The organism is Mesorhizobium sp. B2-4-15 (assembly GCF_006658505.1).
GTDB lineage: Bacteria > Pseudomonadota > Alphaproteobacteria > Rhizobiales > Rhizobiaceae > Mesorhizobium.
The window spans coordinates 1-26,052 of the sequence record NZ_VFUZ01000026.1; the positions used below are offsets into that span (position 1 = coordinate 1).

At 64.1% G+C, this 26,052-nt stretch carries 32 protein-coding genes; 24 read left to right on the top strand and 8 right to left on the bottom strand.

Features of this window, described 5'->3' with window-relative positions:
• Positions 1–241: 241 nt before the first annotated feature.
• On the bottom strand, positions 242–1,135 hold the full coding sequence (locus FJ930_RS24500; RefSeq protein ID WP_141840446.1) for a D-alanyl-D-alanine carboxypeptidase family protein: 894 nt from the start codon (positions 1,133–1,135) through the stop codon (positions 242–244).
• A 203-nt stretch (positions 1,136–1,338) separates the two neighbouring features.
• On the opposite strand from FJ930_RS24500, the gene FJ930_RS24505 reads away from it, so the two are divergent.
• The 3 genes from FJ930_RS24505 (at position 1,339) to FJ930_RS24515 (ending at position 3,557) form a co-directional block, all read left to right on the top strand.
• The gene (locus tag FJ930_RS24505; protein WP_141840447.1) at positions 1,339–2,439 is read left to right on the top strand and encodes a hypothetical protein; all 1,101 of its coding nucleotides are present in this window, start codon (positions 1,339–1,341) and stop codon (positions 2,437–2,439) included.
• Positions 2,440–2,534: 95 nt separating this feature from the next.
• Positions 2,535–3,146 (top strand): nucleoside triphosphate hydrolase, encoded by a 612-nt coding sequence (locus FJ930_RS24510; RefSeq protein ID WP_141840448.1) that lies wholly within the window; start codon positions 2,535–2,537, stop codon positions 3,144–3,146.
• A gap of 93 nt (positions 3,147–3,239) precedes the next feature.
• A complete protein-coding gene (locus FJ930_RS24515; protein ID WP_141840449.1) occupies positions 3,240–3,557 on the top strand; it encodes a hypothetical protein in 318 nt (105 codons plus the stop codon).
• 55 nt (positions 3,558–3,612) lie between these two features.
• On the opposite strand, the gene FJ930_RS24520 is transcribed toward FJ930_RS24515, so the two are convergent.
• From FJ930_RS24520 to FJ930_RS24530, 3 genes are all read right to left on the bottom strand, one after another.
• Positions 3,613–4,317 carry a glutathione S-transferase N-terminal domain-containing protein gene (locus FJ930_RS24520; protein WP_141840450.1) on the bottom strand — a complete coding sequence of 235 codons (705 nt, stop codon included), beginning with the start codon at positions 4,315–4,317 and terminating at the stop codon, positions 3,613–3,615.
• Between the two features lie 158 nt (positions 4,318–4,475).
• A complete protein-coding gene (locus FJ930_RS24525) occupies positions 4,476–5,684 on the bottom strand; it encodes a beta-ketoacyl-[acyl-carrier-protein] synthase family protein (RefSeq protein WP_140612672.1) in 1,209 nt (402 codons plus the stop codon).
• Between the two features lie 4 nt (positions 5,685–5,688).
• Positions 5,689–5,943, bottom strand: a complete 255-nt coding sequence (locus FJ930_RS24530) for an acyl carrier protein (protein ID WP_140491308.1) — start codon at positions 5,941–5,943, stop codon at positions 5,689–5,691.
• Between the two features lie 202 nt (positions 5,944–6,145).
• Between FJ930_RS24530 and FJ930_RS24535 the strand changes: the two genes are divergently transcribed.
• Genes FJ930_RS24535 through FJ930_RS24555 form a run of 5 tightly spaced genes read left to right on the top strand, consistent with a single transcriptional unit; the run spans position 6,146 to position 8,503 of the window.
• Positions 6,146–6,988 carry an urease accessory protein UreD gene (locus tag FJ930_RS24535; protein ID WP_141840451.1) on the top strand — a complete coding sequence of 281 codons (843 nt, stop codon included), beginning with the start codon at positions 6,146–6,148 and terminating at the stop codon, positions 6,986–6,988.
• Between the two features lie 13 nt (positions 6,989–7,001).
• Positions 7,002–7,304, top strand: a complete 303-nt coding sequence (locus FJ930_RS24540; RefSeq protein ID WP_140777694.1) for an urease subunit gamma — start codon at positions 7,002–7,004, stop codon at positions 7,302–7,304.
• A 9-nt stretch (positions 7,305–7,313) separates the two neighbouring features.
• A complete protein-coding gene (locus tag FJ930_RS24545) occupies positions 7,314–7,568 on the top strand; it encodes a DUF1272 domain-containing protein (RefSeq protein WP_140744074.1) in 255 nt (84 codons plus the stop codon).
• Between the two features lie 35 nt (positions 7,569–7,603).
• Positions 7,604–8,191, top strand: a complete 588-nt coding sequence (locus FJ930_RS24550) for a HupE/UreJ family protein (RefSeq protein ID WP_141840452.1) — start codon at positions 7,604–7,606, stop codon at positions 8,189–8,191.
• Between the two features lie 6 nt (positions 8,192–8,197).
• A complete protein-coding gene (locus FJ930_RS24555; RefSeq protein WP_141840453.1) occupies positions 8,198–8,503 on the top strand; it encodes an urease subunit beta in 306 nt (101 codons plus the stop codon).
• A 71-nt stretch (positions 8,504–8,574) separates the two neighbouring features.
• Here the strand turns inward: FJ930_RS24555 and FJ930_RS24560 are convergent, their stop codons facing one another.
• Complete coding sequence (locus FJ930_RS24560; RefSeq protein ID WP_141840454.1) at positions 8,575–9,069, bottom strand: hypothetical protein; 495 nt, start codon at positions 9,067–9,069, stop codon at positions 8,575–8,577.
• A gap of 114 nt (positions 9,070–9,183) precedes the next feature.
• The gene (locus FJ930_RS24565) at positions 9,184–9,573 is read right to left on the bottom strand and encodes a hypothetical protein (protein WP_140744066.1); all 390 of its coding nucleotides are present in this window, start codon (positions 9,571–9,573) and stop codon (positions 9,184–9,186) included.
• Between the two features lie 167 nt (positions 9,574–9,740).
• Here FJ930_RS24565 and ureC point away from each other — a divergent pair, with 167 nt between their 5' ends.
• The 8 genes from ureC (at position 9,741) to FJ930_RS24605 (ending at position 15,958) form a co-directional block, all read left to right on the top strand.
• Positions 9,741–11,453 carry an urease subunit alpha gene (gene ureC / locus FJ930_RS24570; protein WP_141840455.1) on the top strand — a complete coding sequence of 571 codons (1,713 nt, stop codon included), beginning with the start codon at positions 9,741–9,743 and terminating at the stop codon, positions 11,451–11,453.
• Between the two features lie 97 nt (positions 11,454–11,550).
• Positions 11,551–12,144, top strand: coding sequence for a hypothetical protein (locus tag FJ930_RS24575; RefSeq protein WP_141840456.1), 594 nt, complete (start codon positions 11,551–11,553; stop codon positions 12,142–12,144).
• A gap of 42 nt (positions 12,145–12,186) precedes the next feature.
• A complete protein-coding gene (locus FJ930_RS24580; protein ID WP_141840457.1) occupies positions 12,187–12,792 on the top strand; it encodes a glutathione S-transferase family protein in 606 nt (201 codons plus the stop codon).
• On the top strand, positions 12,789–13,379 hold the full coding sequence (locus tag FJ930_RS24585; protein WP_141840458.1) for an urease accessory protein UreE: 591 nt from the start codon (positions 12,789–12,791) through the stop codon (positions 13,377–13,379). Before FJ930_RS24580 ends, FJ930_RS24585 begins: the two co-directional genes overlap by 4 nt.
• Entirely contained in the window at positions 13,372–14,043 is a 672-nt protein-coding gene (locus tag FJ930_RS24590; protein ID WP_141840459.1) for an urease accessory protein UreF, read from the top strand. The genes FJ930_RS24585 and FJ930_RS24590 overlap by 8 nt, the downstream gene beginning before the upstream one ends.
• Positions 14,040–14,480, top strand: a complete 441-nt coding sequence (locus FJ930_RS24595; RefSeq protein ID WP_140744054.1) for a DUF3995 domain-containing protein — start codon at positions 14,040–14,042, stop codon at positions 14,478–14,480. Before FJ930_RS24590 ends, FJ930_RS24595 begins: the two co-directional genes overlap by 4 nt.
• Positions 14,477–15,118 carry an urease accessory protein UreG gene (gene ureG, locus FJ930_RS24600; protein WP_141840460.1) on the top strand — a complete coding sequence of 214 codons (642 nt, stop codon included), beginning with the start codon at positions 14,477–14,479 and terminating at the stop codon, positions 15,116–15,118. Before FJ930_RS24595 ends, ureG begins: the two co-directional genes overlap by 4 nt.
• Positions 15,119–15,190: 72 nt before the next feature.
• Complete coding sequence (locus tag FJ930_RS24605) at positions 15,191–15,958, top strand: class II aldolase and adducin N-terminal domain-containing protein (RefSeq protein WP_141840461.1); 768 nt, start codon at positions 15,191–15,193, stop codon at positions 15,956–15,958.
• Between the two features lie 143 nt (positions 15,959–16,101).
• Here FJ930_RS24605 and FJ930_RS24610 read toward each other — a convergent pair whose 3' ends face one another.
• Positions 16,102–16,734 (bottom strand): HAD family phosphatase, encoded by a 633-nt coding sequence (locus FJ930_RS24610; RefSeq protein ID WP_140744048.1) that lies wholly within the window; start codon positions 16,732–16,734, stop codon positions 16,102–16,104.
• Positions 16,735–16,980: 246 nt separating this feature from the next.
• On the opposite strand from FJ930_RS24610, the gene FJ930_RS24615 reads away from it, so the two are divergent.
• Positions 16,981–17,940, top strand: a complete 960-nt coding sequence (locus FJ930_RS24615; RefSeq protein ID WP_140744046.1) for a sugar-binding transcriptional regulator — start codon at positions 16,981–16,983, stop codon at positions 17,938–17,940.
• 64 nt (positions 17,941–18,004) lie between these two features.
• On the opposite strand, the gene FJ930_RS24620 is transcribed toward FJ930_RS24615, so the two are convergent.
• Positions 18,005–18,190 (bottom strand): hypothetical protein, encoded by a 186-nt coding sequence (locus FJ930_RS24620; protein ID WP_140744113.1) that lies wholly within the window; start codon positions 18,188–18,190, stop codon positions 18,005–18,007.
• A 110-nt stretch (positions 18,191–18,300) separates the two neighbouring features.
• Between FJ930_RS24620 and gcvA the strand changes: the two genes are divergently transcribed.
• From gcvA to FJ930_RS24655, 7 genes are all read left to right on the top strand, one after another.
• Complete coding sequence (gcvA, locus tag FJ930_RS24625) at positions 18,301–19,206, top strand: transcriptional regulator GcvA (RefSeq protein ID WP_141840462.1); 906 nt, start codon at positions 18,301–18,303, stop codon at positions 19,204–19,206.
• Positions 19,207–19,431: 225 nt separating this feature from the next.
• Complete coding sequence (locus FJ930_RS24630) at positions 19,432–20,742, top strand: sugar ABC transporter substrate-binding protein (RefSeq protein ID WP_140744042.1); 1,311 nt, start codon at positions 19,432–19,434, stop codon at positions 20,740–20,742.
• A gap of 122 nt (positions 20,743–20,864) precedes the next feature.
• A complete protein-coding gene (locus FJ930_RS24635) occupies positions 20,865–21,737 on the top strand; it encodes a sugar ABC transporter permease (protein WP_140744040.1) in 873 nt (290 codons plus the stop codon).
• 10 nt (positions 21,738–21,747) lie between these two features.
• On the top strand, positions 21,748–22,572 hold the full coding sequence (locus FJ930_RS24640) for a carbohydrate ABC transporter permease (protein ID WP_140744038.1): 825 nt from the start codon (positions 21,748–21,750) through the stop codon (positions 22,570–22,572).
• Positions 22,573–22,622: 50 nt separating this feature from the next.
• Complete coding sequence (locus tag FJ930_RS24645) at positions 22,623–23,621, top strand: ABC transporter ATP-binding protein (protein WP_140744036.1); 999 nt, start codon at positions 22,623–22,625, stop codon at positions 23,619–23,621.
• Positions 23,622–23,623: 2 nt separating this feature from the next.
• The gene (locus tag FJ930_RS24650) at positions 23,624–24,394 is read left to right on the top strand and encodes an L-iditol 2-dehydrogenase (RefSeq protein ID WP_140744034.1); all 771 of its coding nucleotides are present in this window, start codon (positions 23,624–23,626) and stop codon (positions 24,392–24,394) included.
• A 174-nt stretch (positions 24,395–24,568) separates the two neighbouring features.
• Complete coding sequence (locus tag FJ930_RS24655; RefSeq protein ID WP_141840463.1) at positions 24,569–26,047, top strand: mannitol dehydrogenase family protein; 1,479 nt, start codon at positions 24,569–24,571, stop codon at positions 26,045–26,047.
• Positions 26,048–26,052 lie beyond the last annotated feature (5 nt).

Genomic DNA, 26,052 nt, shown 5'->3' on the forward strand with positions numbered 1-26,052 from the left:
TATCGCAGGCATTCGGGGTTGCCCGACTTCGTCGCACCAGGGCGTGCAGCCGCGCAGCGGCGTCGCGGAGACCCTGGTATCCATGCCGTTGCGCCAGCCTAGGAATGCGGCGGAGCAGAACTCCGCACAGCTGCGGCGCTCATGTGTCGCGGCATGGATCCCAGGGTCTCCGCGACGCCGCTGCGCGGCTGCTTCGCCCTGGGATGACGAAATCAAGGGCGGCTCCGCTGCCCCTCTCTTGCTACTGCTGCTCGGCGAACATCAGCCTTGCCTTGCTGTCGGCCATCGCGGGCGACAGGCTGCGCTGGATCAGCGCCTCGACATGGTCGTTGCGCTGGCGGGCGCTGTCGGCGCCCATCACCACCACGATCAGCTGGCGGCCATCGGCATTGTAGGAGGTGACGATGTTGAAGCCGGAAGCCCTGATGTAGCCGGTCTTGATGCCGTCTACGCCGCGCACGCGGCCGAGCATGTCGTTGTGGCCGCGCACCAGCCTGCCGCGGAACATGAAATCGCTTTCGGAGAAATAGTGGAAATGCTGGGGAAAGCGCTGACGCAGCGCCATGCCGAGCACCGCCATGTCGCGCGCCGTCGTCATCTGGCCGTCGTCGGGCAGGCCGGATGCGTTGCGGAAGGTGGTGCCGGTCATGCCGAGCGCGCGTGCCTTGGATGTCATCATGGCGGCGAACTGGTCCTCCGAGCCGCCGAGATATTCGCCGACCGCCACCGCCACGTCGTTGGCCGATTTGACGACGATGGCGCGGATCGCGGAATCGACATCGATGGACTCCCCGCGCCGGAAGCGCATCTTGGTGGGCGGCTGCGAGGCGGCGTGGCCGGACACCGGGATCTGCGTTTCCTTGGTGACCCGGCCGGACTCCATCGCCTCGAACAGGAGATAGAGTGTCATCATCTTGGTCAGCGACGCCGGATAGCGCTGCGCCGTCGCGTTGACCTCGAACAGCTGCTTGCCGGTCCTGGCGTCGACGACGATGGCGGCATATTTCTGCGGCGGCGCGGGCACGGCCAGCACCGAGTCCGGCGGGGTCGTGGTCGAGCAGCCGGCAACAAGCAGCAACAGGCCAAGAGCGACGAAAAGTCTCTGGACAAACGGGAAGGAACGCAAATTGGACAAGGGCAGGTCTGTTCTGGCGATGGCGTTGCTGAGATGAGGCGAAGCTAACGTAACGCGATTGATGCGTCCATTTGGTTAATGGTGGTTAGCCCCAGGATTGTCCGCCTTCACAAGCACCGCTGATGCAAAATGCCGGTTGCGGCGCTTGCGCAACGGGCGCCGAAAGGGTTCTGCTTGCGCCTTCAGAATCGGGTGAGCACGCTATGGATACCTGCACGATCAAGGCAAAGGGCGTTTCGGTTTCGCTCGATCTCACCGTCGGCCATATCGCCGACATGACCGTCGAGAGCGGCAGCCGCCTGATAAAGCCGCTGCACCGCGCGCCATGGGTCGATGCGGGCGAGACGCTGCCCAAGGACCTGCCGCAAGGCACGGTTCGGCTGTCCGGCGACTTTCTGTGCGCGCCGTTTTCGCGCAGCGATGTCGAGGAGGCGCCGCTGCATGGCTGGCCGGCCAACAGCGCCTGGGATGTGGTCGACAACGGCGCGACAGAGGGCGGCTGGCGGGCTGTGTTCCGGCTGCGGCACAGGGTCATGGGCGCCAGCGTCGACAAGACCCTCACGCTCATCGACGACCATCCCTTCCTTTATCAGGAACATGTGTTTTCCGGCGGTTCCGGCGCGATTTCCGTCGCCCACCATCCAATGACGGTGATGACGGGCGGCGGCAGGCTGGCCTTCTCGCCCAAGCGCTTTGCCGCGACGCCGGCCGATCCGTTGGAGCCGGACCCCGCGCGCGGCCGCTTCATGCTGGCCTATCCGGCGCGGTCGGCGGACCTTAGCCATTTTCCCGCCGCTGGCGACGGCACGCTCGACCTGACGCAGTACCGCATGGAGGACCCGCGCGAGGATTTCGTCACCCTTGTCGAGGCCGACCATGGCGGGCCGGGCTGGACGGCGCTGGCGCGCCGTGCCGAGGAGGACCTTGTGCTGGTGCTGAAGAACCCGGCCGAACTGCCGGTCACCATGCTGTGGCTCAGCAATGGCGGGCGCGATTACGCGCCCTGGAGCGGCCGTCATTTGGGCGTGCTCGGCATCGAGGATGGGCGCACGGCCGTCGGCCATGCCGCCTCGATCGGCGACAACTGGCTGAAGCGCGAAGGTGTGGCGACAGCGTTTACGCTCGGTGAAGGGCGCAGTTTTTCCTTTCGCCACGTCATCGGCGCTTTGCCCCTGTCAGGCGGCACGCCGCCGCGGGCGATCGCCACGGCCAACGGCCAGATGCGGCTCTCGGCCGGCGACACCCAATGGGACGTCCCCTTCGACGGCGATTTCCTGCGCATTGGTCAGCCCGTCCCTGTTTGAGCAGGGTTGCGCAACACGGGGTTTGAAATTTCCAGCGACTGCCGCCAAAATGCGGCGGAAACATTGTGCCGATCATCCAGGCAAGTGAGGCTCCCATGTCCGAAATCGCCCACCTGGCCGCCACCATCTTCAAGCGCGCCGGCAAGGCAAAGCGCTTCATCGTCGCCATTGCCGGGCCGCCCGGCGCGGGCAAGTCGACGCTGTCGGCCGGCCTGCATGACCTGCTGCCGGAAGGGGCCGTGGAAGTCGTGCCGATGGATGGCTTCCACTACGACGACGTCGTGCTCGACCAGCGCGGCCTGCGCGCGCGCAAGGGCGCGCCGGAAACCTTCGATTTCGCCGGCTTCGAAACCTTGCTGAAACGCATTCGTGCCGGCGAACCCGACATCGCCATCCCGGTCTTCGACCGCAGCATGGAACTGTCACGTGCCGCGGCGGCGATCATCGGCACCGAGACCAAATTCATCCTGGTCGAAGGCAATTATCTGCTGCTCGATGAGGAGCCGTGGTCGCGGCTGGCGCCGCTGTTCGATTACTCGATCTTCGTCGAGGTGCCGCGCAACGAACTCGAACGCCGCTTGATGGAGCGCTGGCATGGCCATGGGCGTTCCGACGAGGATGCGCGCGCCTGGATCGCCTCCAACGACATGCCCAACATCGAACGGGTGCTGGCACGGCGCCGGGCCGCCGATCTGGTCATTGGTTAACCCGCTTAATTTTCGATACTTTTTGACGGGAACCTTAAGACTTTCTCGCCGTTATGGCCGAGAACCCGATTGTCAGGCGTAAGGGATTTTCCAATGGCAACCAAGGCAAGAAAACCCGCAGCCGCCAAGACCAGGACCGCGAAGGCCAGCCAAGCGAAGGCTGGCGCTGGTCCGGCGATTGCCGAGCGCTCGAAAGACGCCAAGGCCGCTTTCGGCAAGGCCGCGCCGAGAAAGGTCGTGCCGACCGCCGCGAAGACAGCCAGCCCGCGTAAACCGGCGCCCTCCAACGCCGGTGGCGCCCGGACCGTGGCAAGTGTGGCGGCTGGCGCGGTTATCGCGACCGCGCGCGGTGCCGCCTCGCTCGCGGCTTCCGTGATCGGCAAAAGACGCCCGAAAGCCAAGGCGAAGTAGCCGTCCTGCACCAGCCGGCTAAACCGCCGCTGGCGACGCTGATGCGAGAAGGCTGCTAGCCCTTGGACGGAATGATCAGGCCCTTCCGCACCGCCGGCCGAGCCAGGCCGCGCTCCAGCCATGCCGCCACATTGGCGAAATCATCGAAACCGACGAGGTCGCGCGCTTCATAGAAGCCGATCAGGTTGCGCACCCAGCCGAGCAGCGAGATGTCGGCGATGGTGTAGTCGTTGCCCATGATCCATTTTCGGCCCTTCAACCTGCCATCCAGCACGCCGATCAACCGCCGCGACTCATCGCGATAGCGCTCCAGCGGGCGCTTGTCGGCGATCTCGCGGCCGGCGAATTTGTGGAAGAAACCGACCTGGCCGAAGATCGGACCGATTGAGGCCATCTGGAAGAACACCCACTGGATCGTCTCGTAGCGCCGGGCTGCGTCCGCCGGGACGAGCAGGCCGGTCTTGTCGGCGAGGTAGAGCAGGATGGCGCCGGATTCGAACAGGCCGATCGGTTTGCCGTCCGGGCCGTTGGGATCGATGATCGCCGGTATCTTGCCGTTGGGATTGAGCGACAGGAACTCCGGCGTCCAGCTTTCATCCTTGCTGATGTTGATCAGGTGCGGCTCATAGGGCAGGCCGAGCTCTTCCAGGGCGATCGATATCTTCACTCCGTTCGGCGTCGTTGCCGAATAGAGCTGGATCTGGTCCGGATGTTTGGCCGGCCAACGGGTGGTGATCGGAAAGGCGGACAAATCGGCCATCGGGAACTCCTGCGGGGGATTTGCGCCAAGGGCGCGGTGTGGCGGGACAGGCCAAGAGTTATGCGCGCGACCCGGCATGATCAACATGCGGCGACAGTTTCGCCGCGCAGGGACAGTCCACTCAATCGGACCGCCCGAGACAGATGGTGGCCCCGGGATCAGATGGCCTTGAACGCCAGCACCGCGTTGGTGCCGCCGAAGGCAAAGCCGTTGCTGATCGCGGCGCGCACCTTGCGCTCGCGCGCGACATTGGGCGTCACGTCGAGATCGCAATCGGGATCGGGCTCCCGGTAATTCGCGGTCGGCGGCACGACGCCCTCGCGGATCGCCATGACGCAGGCGATCATCTCCAGTCCGCCCGATGCGCCCAGGCAATGCGCATGCATCGATTTGGTCGAGGAAACGGACAGTGAGCGCGCATGCTCGCCAAAGACGCGCTTGATCGCGTTGGTCTCGATCTGATCGTTGGCCTTGGTGCCGGTGCCGTGGGCGTTGAGATAATCGATGTCTTCGGGATTGAGCCCGGCATCGGCGAGGCAGAAGCGCATTGCCGCCTCCGGTCCTTCGACGGTCGGAGCGACGATGTCGGAGGCGTCGGCCGAGAGGCCGGCACCGGCGATTTCGGCGAGGATGGTGGCGCCACGCGCCATGGCATGATCGTAGCTTTCAAGAACCGCCATGCCGGCGCCTTCGCCCAGCACCAGTCCCTGGCGATCGGCCGAGAACGGCCGGCACGTGTCGGGCGACAGCACGCGCAACGCCTCCCAACCCTTGAGCACGCCCCAGACCAGCGGCGCTTCGGTGCCGCCGGCGACCATGACATCGGCGCGGCCGAGCCTGATCTGATCGACCGCCGAGGCGATGGCGTGGTTGGCCGAAGAGCAGGCCGAGGTGACGCCGAACACCGGCCCGCGCAGGCCAAGATGCATGCTGACCTGGCCGGCGGCAGCGCCAGGCATGACCCTGGGCACGGTGAAAATGCCGGCGCGGTTCTTGCCCTCGATCAGGATCGCCCGGTAGTTCTCCTCGATCGTCTCGAACCCGCAGACGCCGATGCCGATGACCGTGCCCATCCGGTAAGTGTTGTCCGCATGCGGGACCAGGCCGGACTGCTGCATGGCTTCCTTCGCCGCGATCACAGCCAGCAGGCTGAAGCGGTCCATCGACACCAGTTGCCTGCGCTCGATGCCGTGATCGGGCAGCGCCTTGATCTCGCAGCCGGTCTTGACCTTCAGGTCGTGCAGGAAAGGATTATCGATCGGGCCTATCGCCGAACGGCCGGCCCGCATCTCGGCCCAGATTGCCTGTGCATCGGCGCCTAGTCCGCACAGCCCACCAATGCCGGTAATGACGACGCGCTTCAGCATTCGGTCAGGCTTTTTTCGCGATCAGCGCGCGAACGGCCTCGACCATGTCGCCAACATTCTTGAGATTGCTCCAGGCATCGACGGTGTTCATCTCGATCTCGATGCCATACTGCTCCTCGAGATCGAAGATAATCTCCGTCAGCTCCAGCGAATGGATGCCGAGCGCCGTCAATTCGGTGCTGGTGGTGATTTCTTCACCGCCCGGCTCGGCATGGGCCTTGATCTTCTCGATGATTTCCGTTGCCAGCTGGTCAGCCATTCGGTTTCTTCCCCACTTTGTCGTTTCCCGACGCCAACTGAACAGCGCCTTGTTGTCCTCGATATCAGGCCGCGACCGTCGCCTTACACCCCCGCCAAGCATCGCGTGACCGCACCAAGGTGGCTCCCTCTATAGAAACGGAAACGCCATCAAGCAACAAGCTATATATCGACAAAACCGCCGCAGTGCTTAACCTGACGGCGTGGACACCATCGAATATACGAGGTTTTCGGCCCCTCGCGCCCAGCGCGCCGCGGGCCTGGCACAGCTGGGCTGCGCCAGCGCAGGCGGCCGCACGCGGCTGCGGCGCCTCTATCAGGACGGCTCCGCCAAGATCAGGCTGCCGGCCGTTTCGGTCGAGCCGCTGGAAGCGGTCCTGATCAACACCGCCGGCGGACTGACCGGCGGCGATCGCCTCGAATGGGATGTGGATGTCGGCGCGGATGCCAGCGCCACGATAACGACCCAGGCCTGCGAGAAGGTCTATCGCGCCGCATCCGACCATGCCGAAGTGCGGGTCAAGCTGACCGTCGGCGAAAACGGCCGCATCGCCTGGCTGCCGCAGGAAACCATCGTTTTCGACCAGGCGGCCTTCGCCCGCACGCTCGATGTCGAACTTGCCGCCGGAGCCGAGGCGCTGGTGCTGGAAGCGACAGTCTTCGGCCGGCTGGCGATGGGCGAACGCGCCACGCTGGGCACTTTCCGGGACCGCTGGCGAGTTCGCCAGAACGGTTTTCTCATCCATGCCGAGGATTTCCGCATCGGGCCTGACATCGCAGCAAGCATGGCCCGTCCGGCAGTCGCCGGAGGCGCAATCGCCATGGCCACGCTGTTGATGGTGTCGGTGCAGGCCGAGGATTTGCTCGATCCGGTGCGCGAAATCATCGGCGACCGGGGCGGTGCGAGCGCCTGGAGCGTGAAGAGATCTGGCAAGCTTCTTGCGAGGCTCTACGCCGAGGACGGCTACCAGCTGCGCCAGCGGCTGGTTCCGCTCGTCGGATTGCTCAATGGAAGGGCGGGGCTGCCCAAATTATGGTCACTGTGATTCAGGAAACCGCATGAACCTGACGCCGCGAGAGAAGGACAAGCTGCTGATCGCCATGGCGGCGATCGTGGCACGCAAGCGGCTGGAGCGCGGCGTCAAGCTCAACCATCCGGAAGCGATTGCGCTGATTACCGATTTCGTCGTCGAGGGCGCCCGCGACGGCCGCCCGGTCGCCGAACTGATGGAGGCTGGCGCCCATGTCGTCAGCCGCGCACAGGTGATGGAAGGAATCGCCGAGATGATCCATGACGTGCAGGTGGAGGCGACCTTCCCCGACGGCACCAAGCTGGTGACCGTGCACCAACCCATCCGGTGAGGAGAGAAAATGCTTGAACTGCGCCCGAACTGCGAATGCTGCGACAAGGACCTGCCGCCCGAGGCGGCGGATGCGTTGATCTGCACCTTCGAATGCACCTTCTGCGCCGATTGTGTGGAACATGTGCTGGATGGCGTCTGCCCGAACTGCGGCGGCAATTTTTCGGCCCGACCGATCCGACCCGCCGCGATGCTGAAGAAATATCCGGCTTCGACCAAGCGCGTCCTCAAGGCCGAAGGCTGCGGCCCCCGCAAGGCCGCATGACCACCGCGACACCGTAAAAACGAAAGGCAAGTGGAATGATGTCAGCCAAACGCCTCTGCCTCTCTGCGATCCTGTTGATGGCCGCCGTCATGCCGGCCGATGCCCATGTCGGTGTCGGCACCACCTCCTCCTTCACGGCCGGCTTCATGCATCCGCTTTCCGGCCTCGACCACATGACCGCCATGATCGCGGTCGGGCTGTGGGCGGCACTCAAGGGCGGCCGAGCGATCTGGGCCTGGCCGCTCGCCTTCGTCGGCGTCATGCTGGGCGGCGCGGCCCTTGGCATGGCCCATGTGCCGGTGCCGTTCGTGGAACCGGGCATACTGGCCTCCGTCGTGGCGCTCGGCCTGCTGCTGGCGTTGGCGGTCGACCTGCCCGTTTCGGCCGGTGTCGCCATTATTGGCCTGTTCGCGGTGTTTCACGGACATGCCCACGGCACCGAAGTGCCGGAAAATGCCGGCGGGCTCGAGTACATGGCCGGCTTTGCCATCGCCACGGTGCTGCTGCATGCCATCGGCATCGCCGCCGGCCTGAGCCTTGGCCAGAGGTTGCCTGGCCTGGCTCGCGTTGCGGGCGCGGCCTGCGCGGCGATCGGCGCCGGCCTCGCCTTCGGCATGGTGTGATTTCAGATGATTCCCGGCGAAATCATTCCCGCACAAGGCGACATCGAACTCAACAAGGACCTGCCGACCGTCACCTTGAAAGTCGCCAACAGCGGTGACCGACCGATCCAGGTCGGCAGCCACTACCATTTCTACGAAACCAATGAGGGGCTGAAATTCGACCGTGAACGGGCGCGCGGCATGCGCCTCGACATCGCCGCGGGCACGGCCATTCGCTTCGAACCCGGCCAGGAACGCGATGTCACGCTGGTGCCGCTTGGCGGCAAGCGCGAGGTCCATGGGTTCCAGCAGAAGGTGATGGGCAAGCTGTGAGACCGGCGGCGTCTCGTGCGCGGCGTGTGCCCGGCTTTGGGGCAAGCATGAAAGCAGACGCTGCTTTCGGCTCAGTTCGACGGCTTGGCCGCCGCATAGATGACGATCTTCCCGGGGTCATCGAACTCCACGGCGAGAACGTCCTCGGCAAGTACGCGCCGCGAATCGATGGCATTGTAAAGCAAGGCATTGGCCTCGATCTCCTTGCGCAGTTCGGCGACATCCTCCTGATGCTGCCGGACCTTGTTTTCGATGGCCGGCGGCGGACCGCCCTCGCTGCGCGCGGCGTCGGTCAAGAACACGATGTCGACCTTGTCGAGCTTGGACGTCTTGCGCACCGTGCTGATGTTTTCACGCGTGCGGTCGATCGCCGAACTCACTTTATCGATTTCAGCTGTTGTCTTGGCTTCTTCCTGGTTGACCTGCGAGCCGACGATCCGGTCGATAGTTTCCGGGCTTTCGAGGCCCTGCGCGTTCAGCGCGGCATGCGGAAGGCTCGCAGCCAGAAACGCAGCCGCCGCGATGGCATGCAGCCATCGGGCATCGGGCAAGGTGGTGACGGTCATCGTTCGCTTTCGAGGCTTGTTTTAACACTTACCAGACGAAACGACTCCGGCCCTGTCACAGTTCCCTTCTTGATGCGACCGGCGGACCGGGTACCGGCCCGCCGCACTGGTTCGTCAGCTGGCTTTCTTGGTGATCAGGGTCAGCGCGCCATTGGGCTCCATGCTGGCCGCAACCACCTGCGCCGAGGTCATTCCCTTGGCCTGAAGGGCGGACTTGACCTTGGGAGTGGCGTCGATCGAGCTGCGCAGTTTCTGCAGGCCGGCATCGCCGCGCTGGGCGATCACCTGATTGACCTGCGTCTGGGTGTCCTTTGGCAGTTCGGTGATGTCGACAATGTTGACGCTCTGGATCGCCGGCGCGGCCTGCTGGCCGCCGGGCGCCGGCGTTTTCGCCGCGGGAGCCGGCGTGGCCGGAGCGGGCTGTTGTGCTGGCTGCTGCTGGGCACTGGCGGCACCGGCCAGCATCAGGCTGGCGGCGGCTGCAAGAACTATCGATTTGCGCATGGATTTTCCTTCCATCGATTTGGCAAACGGTCGTTTTGGGGTGACCTGCCAACCTCAACCGCCAAATGGGATGAGAAGGTGTCGCCCAGCGGGTCATTGCGTGACCATTGGATGGCGGCAATGTGCAACCCGGCTTCAACCACAGCGCATTTCGGGAGCAATCGCCGATGGCCAGAATAACCCGTGCCGCCTACGCCCAGATGTATGGTCCGACAGTCGGCGACAGGGTGCGGCTGGCCGACACCGAACTCATCGTCGAGGTCGAGAGAGATCTCACCGTTCACGGCGAGGAGGTGAAATTCGGCGGCGGCAAGGTGATCCGCGACGGCATGGGCCAGAGCCAGGTGCCGCGGGCGCAGGGCGCGGTCGACACCGTCATCACCAATGCGCTGGTGATCGATGCCGGCGCCGGCATCTTCAAGGCCGATATCGGCCTCAAGGACGGACGCATCGCGGCAATCGGCAAGGCCGGCAATCCGGATACTCAAGACGGTGTCACCATCATCATTGGGCCCGGCACCGAGATCATTGCCGGCGAAGGCAAGATCCTGACCGCGGGCGGCTTCGACGCGCACATCCACTTCATCTGCCCGCAGCAGATAGAGGAAGCGCTGATGAGCGGCATCACCACCATGCTTGGCGGCGGCACCGGCCCTGCGCATGGCACGCTGGCCACCACCTGCACGCCGGGACCATGGCATATGGCCCGGATGATCCAGTCCTTCGACGCCTTCCCGATGAACATCGGCCTGTCGGGCAAGGGCAACGCCTCGCTGCCGGCGGCGCTCGAGGAAATGGTGCTGGGCGGCGCCTGTTCGTTGAAATTGCACGAGGACTGGGGCACGACGCCCGCCGCCATCGACTGCTGCCTCTCGGTCGCCGACACCTATGACGTACAGGTGATGATCCACACCGACACGCTGAACGAATCCGGCTTTGTCGAAAACACGGTGGCGGCGATCAAGGGCCGGACCATCCACGCCTTCCACACCGAGGGCGCCGGCGGCGGCCATGCGCCCGACATCATCAAGGTCTGTGGCCTGCCCAACGTCATCCCGTCCTCGACCAATCCGACGCGACCCTACACGGTCAACACGCTGGCCGAGCATCTCGACATGCTGATGGTCTGCCATCACCTGTCGCCGTCGATCCCCGAGGACATCGCCTTTGCCGAAAGCCGTATCCGCAAGGAGACGATCGCGGCGGAAGACATCCTGCACGATATCGGCGCCTTCTCGATCATCTCGTCGGACAGCCAGGCGATGGGCCGTGTCGGCGAGGTGGCGATCCGGACCTGGCAGACCGCCGACAAGATGAAGCGCCAGCGCGGCGCGCTGCCGCAGGAAACCGGCGACAACGACAATTTACGCGTCCGCCGCTACATCGCCAAATACACGATCAACCCGGCCATCGCGCATGGGCTGTCGAAGGAGATCGGCTCGATCGCGGTGGGCAAGCGCGCCGATCTGGTGCTGTGGAATCCGGCCTTCTTCGGCATCAAGCCGGACATGGTGCTGATCGGCGGCATGATCGCCGCCGCCCCCATGGGCGACCCCAACGCCTCGATCCCGACGCCGCAGCCGATGCATTACCGGCCGATGTTCGGCGCCTATGGCAAGGCCAGAACCAATTCGTCCGTGACCTTCGTCTCGAAGGCCGCGCTCGAATCTGGCCTGCACGGCAGGCTCGGCGTCGACAAGCAGTTCGTCGCCGTCGAAAACACTCGGGGCGGCATCGGCAAACATTCGATGGTGCTCAACGACGCCACGCCGCATATCGAGGTCGATCCCGAAACCTACGAGGTGCGCGCGGATGGCGAGTTGCTGACCTGCGAACCGGCAACGGTGCTTCCGATGGCGCAGCGGTATTTTCTGTTTTGAGGCAGAATCGGGATTGCGACAGGTGCTGCAAAATCCGTTGCAGCAGAGGATACGACACCGCAATATGCGGCCTCGAAAAGCCGCATCGTGATCAGGCATGGCCAGCGAAATAGCCTCTCCGCACGACATCTTCCCGCATATCCGCATCGTCATGGGCATGGTGATCGGGCTCGGCGTCGCCCGCCTGCTGTCAGGGGTGGCGCGCATCGTCCAGCATCCCGGCCAATACCGGCTCTATCCCGTGCACCTGGCCTGGGTGGCCTCGGTGCTGTTGACGCTGGTGCATTTCTGGTGGTGGGAGTTTGGCCTCTACGCCATCGAGACATGGACGTTCGGCAAGTACCTTTTCATCATCTTCTACGCCATCACGCTGTTCCTGCTCTGTGCGCTGCTGTTTCCGGACTCGATGCTGGACTACACCAGCTACGAGGACTTCTTCTATTCGCGCCGCGCCTGGTTCTTCGGCCTGCTGGCCGCGACCTACCTGCTCGATGTGATCGACACGCTGCTGAAAGGACCGGAGCATTTCGCCCGCTTCGGCAACGAATATCTGTTCCGCACGCCGGTCTTCGTCGCGCTCTGCATCGCCGCGATCCTGGTGCGCGACCGCCGCTTCCACATCGCTTTCGTCGCGGCCGCGCTCATCTACCAGATATCGTTCATCCTGCGGCTCTTCGACACGATCGTATGACGACCGCCGATGCTTTAGGCTTACTGGGAAAGGCAGGTTCTCATGTACAAGGCCATCGGATCGCGCGGATCCCGGGTCAGCCGCGTCCTCTGGATGCTCGAGGAACTCGGGCAACACTATGAATTCACCGAGGTCAAACTGCGCTCGCCGGAGGCCTATGCGCTCAACCCGTCGGGCAAGGTGCCAATCCTCATCGACGGCGAGCTGACGGTAACGGATTCGGCGGCGATCTGCGTCTATCTGGCCGACAAGCACGCCGACAAGGGGATGGGCGCCAATCCCGGTGTTGCCGGCCGCGCGGAGATGGATTCCTGGATGCATTTCGCCCAGAGCGAGTTCGAGGCACCGCTGTGGAACAAGCTGCGCCACCGCTTCCTGCTGCCCAAGGACGTCCGGGTCGATGTCGGTCCTGCGGTGGCCTACGATTTCGCCTCGGAGGTCAAGGCGCTGGACCGCCGGCTTGGCGACAAGCCGTTCGCGCTCGGCGACCGATTCTCGGCTGTCGATATCCTGCTCGGCGACATGGGCGCCTGGGCGCGCGCCGGCCGTTTCCCGATCGACTCCGAGCGCGTCAACGCCTATTTCGACCGGGTGCTGACGCGCCCTGCCCGTGCGCGGGCACAAGCCAATGGCGGAGCCATGACATGAAGCTCGATATCAAGACCGATTTCACCAAATTCCCGCGCGCCGTTTCGGTGCTAACGGGAAACGAGGCCGGGACCACGGCACCGGCGGGCCGCGCGGTTCTTGCTCATGACGAGCGGCATCTGCGCCGCCGCGCCATCGAACTCGCCGACGGCAGCAAGGTGCTGGTCGACCTGCCCGAGCCCGTTGCCCTGAACGACGGCCACCGGCTGGTGCTGGAGGATGGCCGCCATATCGAGATCGCCGCCGCGCCGGAAGAGGTCCATGACATCCGCGCCCGCGACGCCGTGCATCTGGCCGAGCTTGCCTGGCACATCGGCAACCGCCATCTGGCGGCGGCGATCGAGGCGCACCGCATCCTCATCCTGCGCGACCACGTCATCAAGGCGATGCTGCAGGGGCTGGGCGCCACGGTGACCGACGTCTCCGAGCCGTTCAAGCCGGTGCGCGGCGCCTATTCCGCCCATGGCGGCGCGCATGGACATGATCGCGGCCACGCTCATGCCCACGCCGAAGCGCACAGTCATGGCCACAGTCACAGCGAGGCGCATTCACACAGCCATTCGCACGACCATCACGATCATGACTGACCAACCTTCGAACATGGCGCTGCTGCGGCTGATGGCGTGGCTGTCGCCTGCCTTTCCGGTCGGCGGCTTTGCCTACAGCCACGGCCTGGAGCGGGCGGTGCATGATGGGCTGATTGCCGACGCCGGGAGCCTGGCTGCCTGGCTGGAAACGCTGGTCGAGATGGGTTCGGGCTGGAACGATGCCGTGCTGTTCGCCGAGAGCTGGCGCCGCGCCCGCGACGCCGTCGACCTCGACGACGTTGCCGCACTGGCCGAGGCGCTCGCCGGCTCGCGGGAACGCCATACCGAGACCACGCTGCAAGGCGCCGCCTTCCTGAAGGCCGCCGCCGCATGGCCCAATCCGGTGCTGAAGCGCTTGCCGGCCGGCTGCGCCTATTGCGTCGCCGTCGGCGCGGTGGCCGGCGGCCATGGCATTGCGCTTCCAAGTGCGCTGTCCGCCTTCCTGCAAGCCTTTTTCTCCAATCTCGTCCAGGCGGCCATCCGCCTCGGCACCATCGGGCAGAACGAAGCCACTGCGCTGCTGGCCGGCTTCGAGCCGCTGGCCCTGGCGACCGCCGCCCGCGCTTCGCGCTCGACTTTGGATGATCTCGGCGGCTGCGCCTTCGTCTCCGAAATCATGGCGATGAGGCACGAAACCCAGTATTCGCGGCTGTTCCGCTCATGATCCTCCTTGCCTTCATCCTTTCATTCGTCCTGCTGCTGATCACCGCGCTGCATGTCTATTGGGGTATCGGCGGCGTCTGGCCGGGCAAGGACGCCGCGACCTGCGCCCGCGCGGTGGTCGGATTTCGCGGCGTCGATGAAATGCCGACGCCTTTCGCCAGTTTCGCCGTCGCGGCGTGCCTTTGCCTGGCAACGCTCTGGCCGCTGGCGCTCATCGGCTTCTTTGCCTCGCCCTTTCCCCGCGAGGGCCTCGCCGCCACGTCGCTGCTCATCGGACTGGTGTTCCTGGGGCGCGGTATTGCCGGCTTCACGCCGTGGTGGCGGCGGCTGGCGCCCGAGCAGCCTTTCGCGCGGCTCGATGTCCGCTACTATTCGCCGCTGTGCGTATTGATCGGGCTCGGTTTCGCAGTCCTTGCCGTCACGGAGTTCCCAACATGACGCAGCCCAACGGTCCTCTTCGCATCGGCATTGGCGGCCCCGTCGGCTCGGGCAAGACGACGCTCACCGAAAAACTCTGCAAGAAGTTGCGCGATGCGTTTTCCATCGCCGTCGTCACCAACGATATCTACACCAGGGAAGACGCCATGATACTGGCCCGGCTGCAGGCGCTGCCGGAGGACCGCATCGTCGGCGTCGAGACGGGCGGGTGTCCGCATACCGCCATTCGCGAGGACGCTTCGATCAATTTGCAGGCGATCGCCGAGCTGAACCGCAAATTCCCGGACCTCGACATCATCTTCATCGAATCCGGCGGCGATAACCTTGCCGCCACCTTCTCGCCTGACCTTGCCGATCTCACGCTGTATATCATCTCGGTCTGCCAGGGCGAGGAAATCCCGCGCAAGGGCGGTCCAGCGATAACCCGCTCCGATTTCCTGATCATCAACAAGAGCGACCTGGCGCCCTATGTGAACGTCAACCTCGATGTCATGGAAAGCGACGCCGCCCGCATGCGCGGCAAGCGGCCGTTCGGCTTCACCGACCTGTCACGCGGCAAGGGCCTGCAGGAAGTCGTCGACTTCATCGTCGAGCATGGCGGGCTGAGGGCGAGCGCTACCGCGAGCACCGCAGCGTAGTCTGCACCAAACGAAAGCGGTTGCGGGCACCAGCGGAGCGCGGCATTCTTTCCAAAACTCGGAGGATTTTTCATGAGCATTGCCCGCCTGCCAAGGGAAACGCTGACCAACCTGCCCTTTTACGAGGAGCGCGTCGATCTCGCCTGTGCCTTTCGCTGGACGGCGCGGCTCAACATGCATGAAGCGGTGGCCAACCATTTCTCGCTGGCCGTCAACGAGGACGGCACCAGGTTCCTGATGAATCCCAACCAGGTGCATTTCTCGCGCATCAAGGCGAGCGACCTGATCGAGATCGATGCCAACGACCCCGACACGCTGTCCGGCCCCGCCGCGCCCGACCCGACGGCGTGGGGCCTGCACGGCGCCATCCATCGCAATGTGCCGCACGCGCGCTGCGTCATGCATGTCCATTCCATCCACGCCACGGTGCTGGCCTCGCTCGCCGACTCGACATTGCCGCCGATCGACCAGAATTCGGCGATGTTCTTCAATCGCCATGTCGTCGACGCCCACTATGGCGGGCTGGCCTTCGAGGAGGAGGGCGAGCGTTGCTCGCAGCTTCTTACCGATCCCAAGGTCAGAGTGATGGTGATGGGCAATCACGGCGTGCTGGTCATCGGCGATACGGTCGCCGATGCCTTCAACCGCATGTTCTATTTCGAGCGCGCCGCCGAGACTTACATCAAGGCGCTGTGGACCGGCCGTCCGCTGCGTACGCTGTCCGACGCCATCGCCGAGAAGGCCGCGGCCGAGATGGACGACTATCCCGGCCAGGCCGAGCGGCACCTCGCCGAGCTGAAGGCGATCCTCGACGAGCAGGAACCGATCTACCGGAACTGAAGATCCCGCGTTTTAGCTGATGCTGCGGCTCTCGCGAGCTCCACTTGATTTTGGGAGCTTGGCGCTGCCCTTCTCCCCGTTCCTCACGGGAGAAGGTGCCGGCAGGCGGATGAGGGGCAGCGCGAACCTATGTTAATTCTCGCTCAGAGCCCGAGTTCCCTGCGCAATTCCACCGCGCTGTTGATGACGATAGCGCCAGGCGGCCCTTCCATCGGCGCTTCCGGCCAGAAGATCGTCTTCATCCCCGCCGCCAGTCCGGCCATGGCGCCCGGCCAACTGTCGTCGACCGCAACCGCGTGCGCGGGATCGACACCCGCGAGATAGGCGGCGCGCAGGAAGGGTTCGGCGTGCGGCTTGCCTTCGCGCACGTCGTTGCGGCTGATCGACTTCATGCCGGGATAGGTCAGCCCGACCATGTGCAGATTGGCGTCCACGATCATCCGGTCCGAATTGGAGACCACCGCCTGCTGCACGCCAAGCGCGCGCAATTCATTGAAGACCTCGACGGCGCCGGGACGCGGCTTGAGACCTTCCACCAATGGCAGATAGTGCTCGTACTTGCGCATGATCCAGTCGTCGAAAGGCATATCAAGACCGAACTCGTCGCGCATCATCTCGTAGACCGGCCAGGCGGCAACGCCCAGCACGCGCTCGTGCAGGTCGGCCGGCGGCTCGAGGCCGGCATTGTGCATTGCAGCCACCAGGGCCGCCGCATGCAGCGGTTCGCTGTCGACCAGCGTGCCGTCCATGTCCCAGAAAACCGCCTTCGGTGTCATGCAGCGCTCCTTTTTTGCGATCCCTTAAAGGGTTTACACCGGGAGATAAACCATCCGAGCGACAGAACGTGCCATCGGCCGGGAACAAGAGCACCCGCTTGGCCCGGCAAAGACATCGTGCGGCAAAATCAACCCGGATACGCAAAGCAAGCATTTGCTCTTGAGATTGACAATTGCGCAGAGAGCCGTTCCCTGCGAAACTAGAAGCGGACCGCTCGTGTGACCAGCGGGTTTGGGAGGCAGGACGTGAATACCCGGCAGGATGGCGGCAGCAACAGGCTGGACGACGCGGCGCGCGCCGGCTGGCTCTATTATGTTGCCGGCAACACACAGGACCAGATCGCAGCCACACTCGGCATCTCGCGGCAGACCGCGCAGCGGCTGGTGTCGCTGGCTGTGTCGGAAGGCTTGATCAAGGTCCGCGTCGACCATCCAATCGCCAACTGCCTGGACCTGGCGGCGCGGCTGAAATCGCGCTTCGCGCTCGACCTCGTCGAGGTTGTGCCGAGCGACCCGACCTCGTCGTCGACGACTATCGGCATTGCCGAGGCGGCTGCAGCCGAGATCGAAAGGCGATTGAGATCGCCGATTCCGATCGTGCTCGCGATCGGCACAGGCCGCACGCTGAAGGCGGCGATCGAACAATTGCCGCCGATGGAATGTCCGCAGCACAAGGTGGTGTCCTTGACCGGCAACATCTCGCCGGACGGTTCGGCCGCCTTCTACAACGTCATCTTCACCATGGCCGACAGGGTCAAGGCGCGCTCCTTCCCGATGCCGCTGCCGGTCATCGCCTCCTCGCCGCAGGAGCGCGAGATGCTGCTCAACCAGCCGATGATCCAGCCGACGCTGGCGCTCGCCGCCGAAGCCGACGTCACCTTCGTCGGCATCGGCGACCTCGGCCCAAAGGCGCCGCTCTACGAGGACGGCTTCATTTCCGAAACCGAGTTGAAGGCCTTGCAGAAGGCAGGCGGCATCGCCGAGATCGTCGGCTGGGTGTTCGATCGCGACGGACGGATGATCGAAGGCATCACCAACGACCGGGTGTCGTCGGCGTCGCTGCCATCGCGCGAGAAGTCGCTGGTCATTGCGCTGGCCATGGGCGAGCGCAAGCTGCCGGGCATACTGGCGGCCGTGAACCGCCGTCTGGTCAACGGGCTCATCACCGATGAGCGGACGGCGACCGCCCTTTTGGCCGGCGTCTGACCGACAGCCGCTGCTGCCGGCGGAATGGGCCGATGTCGTCTGCGTCGCGATAAAGCCAACAGGGCTATCTGTGCCGCCCGAAAGGGTCGTTGCCATCGAGGAAACCGAGGTCGCGCTGCAGATGCGGCGACAGGTCCCTGATGTCGAGATGCGCCCTTTTTCTGATCGCGAACCAGCCAAAACCGTCCGTGAGCCACGAAATCCAGCGGTGATCCGGAGCGGGAGTGCACTTTTGCTGCGCCATGGTCATGATCGTCAACCTTCGCTATCCTGAACCCGAATGACGGGTTGACATTGAATGTCGGTCTTACCGGCCAGCTTTGCCAATCGAACGTCGATAAGGACCCATAAGGAGGTTTTATGCCGGACCTCAGCTCGCGCCAGGTTTCGCAGCTCCCGCCGCTGCAGGCGATCCGGGTGTTCGAAGCGGTGGCGCGGCATCTTTCCTTCACCAAGGCCGCCGAGGAGCTTGCCATGACGCAGGCGGCGGTCAGCTATCAGATCAAGGTGCTGGAGGAGCGGATCGGCGCGCCGCTGTTCCTGAGGCGCCCACGCCAGATTGCGCTGACCGAAGCCGGACAGCGCCTGGCACCAGCTGTCAGCGAAGCCTTTGCCATTCTCGGCCAGGCCTATGCCGCGGCGCGTGGCGGCGCGGATGGTTTGCTGTGCGTCACGACTGTGCTGACCTTCGCCTCGAACTGGCTGGCGCACCACCTCGGCTCTTTCCAGATCGCTCATCCGTCCCTCGCGGTGCGGCTGGAGACGTCAAGTCGATTGACGGATTTCGCCCGCGAGGACGTCGACCTCGCCATCCGTTCGGGCGGCGGCAAATGGCCGGGGCTGGAAGCCCACAAGCTGCTTGACGCCGATTTCACGCCGATGCTGAGCCCCAAGCTCGCTGCGAGCATTGGCGGCATCAAGGAGCCGGCCGACCTGCTGCGGCTGCCGATCCTCGATCCCGGTGACATCTGGTGGACACAGTGGTTCGAAACCGCCGGCGTGCACGCGCACGACCTTGCCAAGCGGCCCGGCAGCAGCATGGGCGCGCAGGCCTACGAGGCCAATGCCGCGATCGCCGGCCATGGCGTGGCGATCCTGACCAGAGCGCTGTTCAAGGCCGAACTCGCCGACGGCCGCCTGATCCAGCCCTTCGACCTGGTCGGCGACGATGGCCACGCCTACTGGCTGGTCTATCCCGAAGCGCGCCGCAACGTGCCGAAGATCCGCGCCTTCCGCGACTGGCTGTTGGCTGAAATCGCCTGCTGATCGGCAGGCGACGGAACCAACATACGATTCAGAGATTTTGATCCCGCTGCCTTTCTTCAGGCGGTGGTAACCCGACCATTGCGCCCCCGATCCTCGGCCGTTTGTCGCCGTTCTGGGGTCGCGTGCTGCGCTGCAGCATCGAATCCGTCTTGACATAATTAAGACTTAGTGAGTAATTGCTCACAGCCAAGGCAAATGCTCATCTTGGTTTATGGGAGGAATTTGATGAAACTTCGCACGCTCACCCTGGGCTTGTTGTCGGCCAGCGCCCTCGCCTTCGCCGCACATGCCGAATCCATCACCATCGCCACCGTCAACAATGGCGATATGGTCCGCATGCAGAAGCTGACCGACGACTTCACCAAGGCCAATCCCGACATCCAGCTCAACTGGGTCACGCTCGAGGAAAACGTCCTGCGTGAGCGCGTCACCACCGACATTGCGACCAAGGGCGGCCAGTATGACGTGATGACCATCGGGACCTATGAGGTTCCGATCTGGGCCAAGCAGAGCTGGCTCCTGCCGCTCGACAAGCTCGGCGCCGACTACGATGTCAAGGACATCATCCCGGCCATCGCCGGTGGCCTTTCGGTCGACGGCAAGCTCTATGCCGCGCCTTTCTACGGCGAAAGCTCCTTCGTCATGTACCGCAAGGACCTGATGGAGAAGGCCGGCCTCAAGATGCCCGACGCGCCGACGTGGGACTTCATCAAGCAGGCCGCCGACAAGATGACCGACCGCGCCAACGGCGTGAACGGGGTCTGCCTGCGCGGCAAGGCCGGCTGGGGCGAGAACATGGCCTTCCTGACCGCGATGTCGAACTCCTTCGGCGCCCGCTGGTTCGACGAGAACTGGAAGCCGCAGTTCGACCAGCCCGAATGGAAGAAGACGCTGCAGTTCTACGTAGACCTGATGAAGGCCGACGGTCCGGAAGGCGCTTCGTCGAACGGCTTCAACGAGAACCTGGCGCTGTTCCAGCAGGGCAAGTGCGGCATGTGGATCGACGCCACCGTCGCGGCATCCTTCGTCTCCGATCCGAAGAATTCGACCGTCGCCGACAAGGTCGGCTATGCGCTGGCGCCCGACAACGGCCTGGGCAAGCGCGGCAACTGGCTGTGGGCCTGGTCGCTGGCCATTCCCGCCGGCACCAAGAAGGCTGACGCCGCGGAGAAGTTCGTGTCGTGGGCGACCAGCAAGCACTATGCGGAGCTCGTCGCGTCGAAGGAAGGCTGGGCCAACGTTCCTCCGGGCACGCGCTCCTCGCTCTACGCCAACCCCGAGTACCAGAAGGCGGCTCCGTTCGCCAAGATGACGCTGGAGTCCATCAACGCCGCCGATCCGACGCATCCGACCGTCAAGCCGGTGCCCTATGTCGGCGTGCAGTTCGTCGCCATCCCTGAGTTCCAGGGTCTTGGCACCACCGTCGGCCAACTCTTCTCGGCGGCTCTTGCCGGCCAGTCGAGCGTCGACGATGCGCTGAAGCAGGCCCAGGACGCCGCCACCGCGACGATGACCGAGGGCGGGTATATCAAGTAAGGCTCCTCCCGGTGCCGAATGCCGGCCAGCTTGCTGACCGGCAACGGCCGCCCGAAACCCAGTTCGGGCGGCCGTCTTCAATGCCTCTGAAAATTCAGCCTGATCCTTGAAGGGTGACCGTCATGGCTACTCAGCAGACCCGTTCGCTTGCCCGATTCATGATGGCGCCTTCCGTGGTGCTGCTGTTCGTCTGGATGATCGTGCCGCTGATCTTCACCATCTGGTTCTCATTCCTCCAGTACAACCCGCTCAATCCGGTCCACGATGGATTTGTCTGGTTCTCCAATTACAAGCTCTTCTATTCCAACCCGGCCTTCCTGCAATCGATCCTCAACACGCTCACACTCGTCATCAGCGTGCTGCTGATCACGGTGATCGGCGGCATCCTGCTGGCGCTGCTCATCGATCAGCCGATGTGGGGTCAGGGGATCGTGCGCATCCTCGTCATCTCGCCGTTCTTCGTCATGCCGCCGGTGGCCGCATTGGTCTGGAAGAACATGATCATGCACCCGCAATATGGCGTGTTCGCCGACATAGCGCGCTTCTTCGGGGCACAACCAATCGACTGGTTCGGGCAGCATCCGATGACGGCAATCATCATCATCGTCGCCTGGCAGTGGCTGCCTTTCGCGACATTGATCCTCCTGACCGCGCTGCAGTCGCTCGACGGCGAGCAGAAGGAAGCCGCCGAGATGGACGGCGCCGGCTTCATCAGCCGCTTCATCTATCTGACGCTGCCGCACATGTCGCGGGCGATCACCGTCGTCATCCTGATCCAGACGATCTTCCTGCTCTCGGTCTATGCCGAAATCCTGGTCACCACCAATGGCGGCCCCGGCTACGCCTCCACCAACCTGCCCTTCCTCGTTTACCAGAAGGCGCTGCTGGAGTTCAAAATCGGCCAGGCATCCGCGGGCGGTGTGATCGCCGTCATTCTCGCCAACATCGTCGCCTTCTTCGCCATGCGCGCCGTCGGCAAGAACCTGGACAAGTAAGGAGGAAAAGATGGCACGCGCAGTCACCACCCGGCACAAGACCATCGCGACGGCAGCCGCCTGGATCGTCGCCCTGCTGATCTTTTTCCCGATCCTCTATACGATCATCACCTCGTTCAAGTCGGAACAGGAGGCGATCCAGGGCTTCAACCTGATCCCGTCGGGGACATTCGAGAGCTATTCCGAGGTTCAGGCGCAGAGCGGCTACTTCAAGTTCTTCCTGAACTCGGTGCTGCTCTCGGTCGGCTCGACCATCCTCGCCCTGCTGGTGGCGATACCGGCGGCATGGTCGATGGCGTTCTCGCCGACCAAGCGGACCAAGGACATATTGATGTGGATGCTGTCCACCAAGATGATGCCGGCGGTCGCCGTGCTGTTCCCCATCTACCTGATCTTCCGTGACACCGGCCTTCTCGACAGCCGCATCGGCCTGATGGTGATGCTGATGCTGATCAACCTGCCGATCGTGGTGTGGATGCTCTACACCTACTTCCGCGAAATCCCCGGCGAGATCTTGGAAGCGGCGCGCATGGACGGCGCCTCGCTATGGAACGAGATCATCTATGTGCTGACCCCGATGGCGGTGCCGGGCATTGCTTCGACCATGCTGCTCAACATCATCCTGGCCTGGAACGAGGCGTTCTGGACGATCCGCCTGACCACCACGGATGCCGCGCCGCTCACCGCCTTCATCAGTTCGTTCTCCAGCCCGCAAGGTCTGTTCTGGGCCAAGCTTTCGGCGGCCTCGACGCTGGCGATCGCGCCGATCCTGATCATGGGCTGGTTCAGCCAGAAACAGCTGGTGCGCGGGCTGACATTCGGCGCCGTGAAATAATACCGCCGCAAGCAATGGACGACGGACAATAACCCCTCGGGGAGGAAATCATGGGAAACATCACGCTCAAGAACGTCTCCAAATCCTTCGGATCGACCTCCATCATCCCCGGCCTCGACCTGGTGATCGAGAATGGCGAGTTCGTCGTCTTCGTCGGCCCGTCGGGTTGCGGCAAGTCCACGCTGCTGCGGCTGATCGCCGGGCTGGAGGACACCAGCGGCGGCACCATCAACATCGACGGCCGTGACGTCACCGGCGAGGCGCCGGCCAAGCGCAAGCTCGCGATGGTGTTCCAGTCCTATGCGCTCTACCCGCACATGACCGTGGCCAAGAACATCGCCTTCCCGCTGAAGATGGCGGGCGAGGATCAGGCGACGATCGACAAGAAGGTGAAGGACGCAGCGCGCGTCCTGAACCTCACCAACTATCTCGAGCGCCGCCCGGGCCAACTCTCCGGCGGCCAGCGCCAGCGCGTCGCCATCGGCCGCGCCATCGTGCGCCAGCCCTCGGCCTTCCTGTTCGACGAGCCGCTGTCCAACCTCGACGCGGCGCTGCGCGGCACGATGCGGCTGGAGATCAGCGAACTGCACCACCAGCTCAAGACCACGATGGTCTACGTCACCCACGACCAGGTCGAAGCCATGACCATGGCCGACAAGATCGTCGTGCTGAACGCGGGCAACATCGAGCAGGTCGGCTCGCCGATGGAGCTCTACAAAAGCCCGAACAATCTGTTCGTCGCCGGCTTCATCGGCTCGCCTAAAATGAACCTCATCGAGGGCGCGCCCGCCGCCAAATACGGCGCCAAGACCATCGGCATCCGACCCGAGCACATGCAGATCTCGACAACGGCGGGCGACTGGAAGGCGACTGTCGGCGTGGCCGAGCATTTGGGATCCGACACGTTCCTGCATGTCCAGGCCGATAGCGTCGGCCCACTGACGGTCCGCGCCGACGGCGAACTGGCCGTCCATCACGGCGACACGATCTACCTGACGCCAGACAAAGCCAAGCTGCATCGCTTCGGTCCTGACGGAAAGGCGATGTAAGCATGCGACTGGCTGGCAAATCGGCGCTGATCACGGGTTCGGCGCGCGGCATCGGCAAGGCCTTCGCCGAAGCCTATGTGCGCGAAGGCGCTATCGTCGCGATTGCCGACATCAACCTCGAGGCCGCTCGGAAGACAGCCGCCGAGATTGGCGGCGGCACCTATGCGGTGAAGCTCGACGTCACGGATCAGGCATCCATCGACGCCGCGGTAAAGGCGGTGGAAGACAAGGCCGGCGGCCTCGACATCCTGATCAACAACGCCGCCTTGTTCGACCTGGCGCCGATCGTCGAAATATCCAGGGCGAGCTATGAAAAGCTGTTCGCCGTCAATGTCGCCGGCACGCTGTTCATGTTGCAGGCGGCGGCACGCTCGATGATCGCGCGGGGCAAGGGCGGCAGGATCATCAATATGGCGAGCCAGGCCGGACGGCGCGGCGAGGCCCTGGTGGGCGTCTATTGCGCCACCAAGGCCGCCGTCATCTCGCTGACCCAGTCGGCGGGGCTCGACCTCATCAAGCATCGCATCAACGTCAACGCCATCGCGCCCGGCGTCGTCGATGGCGAGCACTGGGACCACGTCGATTCGCTGTTTGCCAAATACGAGAACCGGCCGAAGGGCGAGAAGAAGAGGCTGGTCGGCGAGAGTGTGCCCTATGGACGCATGGGCACGGCACAGGATCTTGCCGGCATGGCGGTGTTTCTGGCCAGCAGCGACGCCGAATACATCGTCGCCCAGACCTACAACGTCGATGGCGGCCAGTGGATGAGTTGAGGGGGGCGGCCTCTTCTTCCCGTACCTCCGCGGGGAGAGGAGGCCGGCAGGCAGATGAGGGGCATCGCAGACATCAGAAGCGTTGGCGCTGCCCCTCACCCTTACCCTCTCCCCGTGAAGGACGGGGAGAGGGAGAATGATCAAGGGCCGCAGCCCGGCCAAAGGGTAAAGCAGATGACCGTGAAACTCTCTTCTTCCAATCTCGCCAGGCTTCCCGCCAACGTCGCGGGACCGAAATACGACCGTTCCAAATTGAAGGCCGGCATCGTGCATTTCGGCGTCGGCAACTTCCATCGCTCGCATCAGGCCGTCTATCTCGACGACCTGTTCAATGCCGGACTCGGCCACGACTGGGCGCTGGTCGGCGCCGGCGTCTTCGCCGGCGAGAAGATCGGCCGCGCTAAGCTGGAAGAGCAGAACTGGCTGACCACCGTGGTCGAACAGGATGAGGGCCACATGAGCGCCCGCGTCACCGGCGCGATGGTCGATTTCCTGATGCCGGGCGATGCGGCCGGTATCATCGAACGGCTGGCCGACCCGGCGATCAGGATCGTTTCGCTGACCATCACCGAAGGCGGCTATTTCATCGACCCGGCCTCCGGCGTCTTCAATCCGACCCATCCCGACATCGTCGCCGACGCCCAGCCGGGCGCTGTGCCGAAGACGGTGTTCGGCATCATCCTCGCCGGCCTGATGCGCCGCCGCGACGACGGCATCGTGCCGTTCACCGTGATGTCCTGCGACAACATCCCTCACAACGGCCATGTCACCTCGGATGGCGTCATCGGGCTCGCCCGCCTGATCGACGAGGACCTGGCGACCTGGGTCAGCGACAATGTCGCCTTTCCGAACGCCATGGTCGACCGCATCACGCCGGCCACCACGGATCGCGAGCGCGGCATCCTGGCCAAGGACTTTGGGGTTGAGGACAGCTGGCCGGTATTCTGCGAACCGTTCAAGCAATGGGTGCTGGAGGACCATTTCACCGCCGGCCGCCCAGCGCTGGAGAAGGTCGGCGTGCAGTTCGTCAGGGATGTCGCTCCCTATGAATTGATGAAGATCCGCATCCTCAATGGCGGCCATGCCACCATTGCCTATCCCGCCGGGCTGATGGACATCCATTTCGTCCATGAGGCGATGCAGGAGCCGCTGGTTCGCGGCTTTCTCGACAAGCTCGAACATGACGAGATCATTCCGACCGTGCCGCCGGTGCCGGACACGGTGCTGGAGGATTATTACCAACTCATCGAGAAGCGCTTTTCCAACCCCAAGATCGGCGACACGGTGCGCCGGCTTTGCCTGGACGGCTCCAACCGCCAGCCGAAATTCATCATCCCGACCATCGCCGACCGCCTGAAGGCGGGAAAAAGCGTCGCCGGCCTAGCGCTGGAATCGGCGCTGTGGTGCCGCTACTGCTTCGGTACCACCGACAGCGGCGCCGTAATCGAGCCGAACGACCCGAGCTGGGACCGGCTGCAGGCGACGGCAAAGGCGGCGAAGGACGCACCCGCCGCCTGGCTGGCCATGGACGACATCTATGGCGATGTCGGCCGCGCCACGGCATTCGTCGAGGCGTTTGCCCATGCGCTCAACGTGCTGTGGGCCAATGGCGCGCGCGCCACGCTGACACGCTATCTCGACGGCAAGCTCTGAGAGCC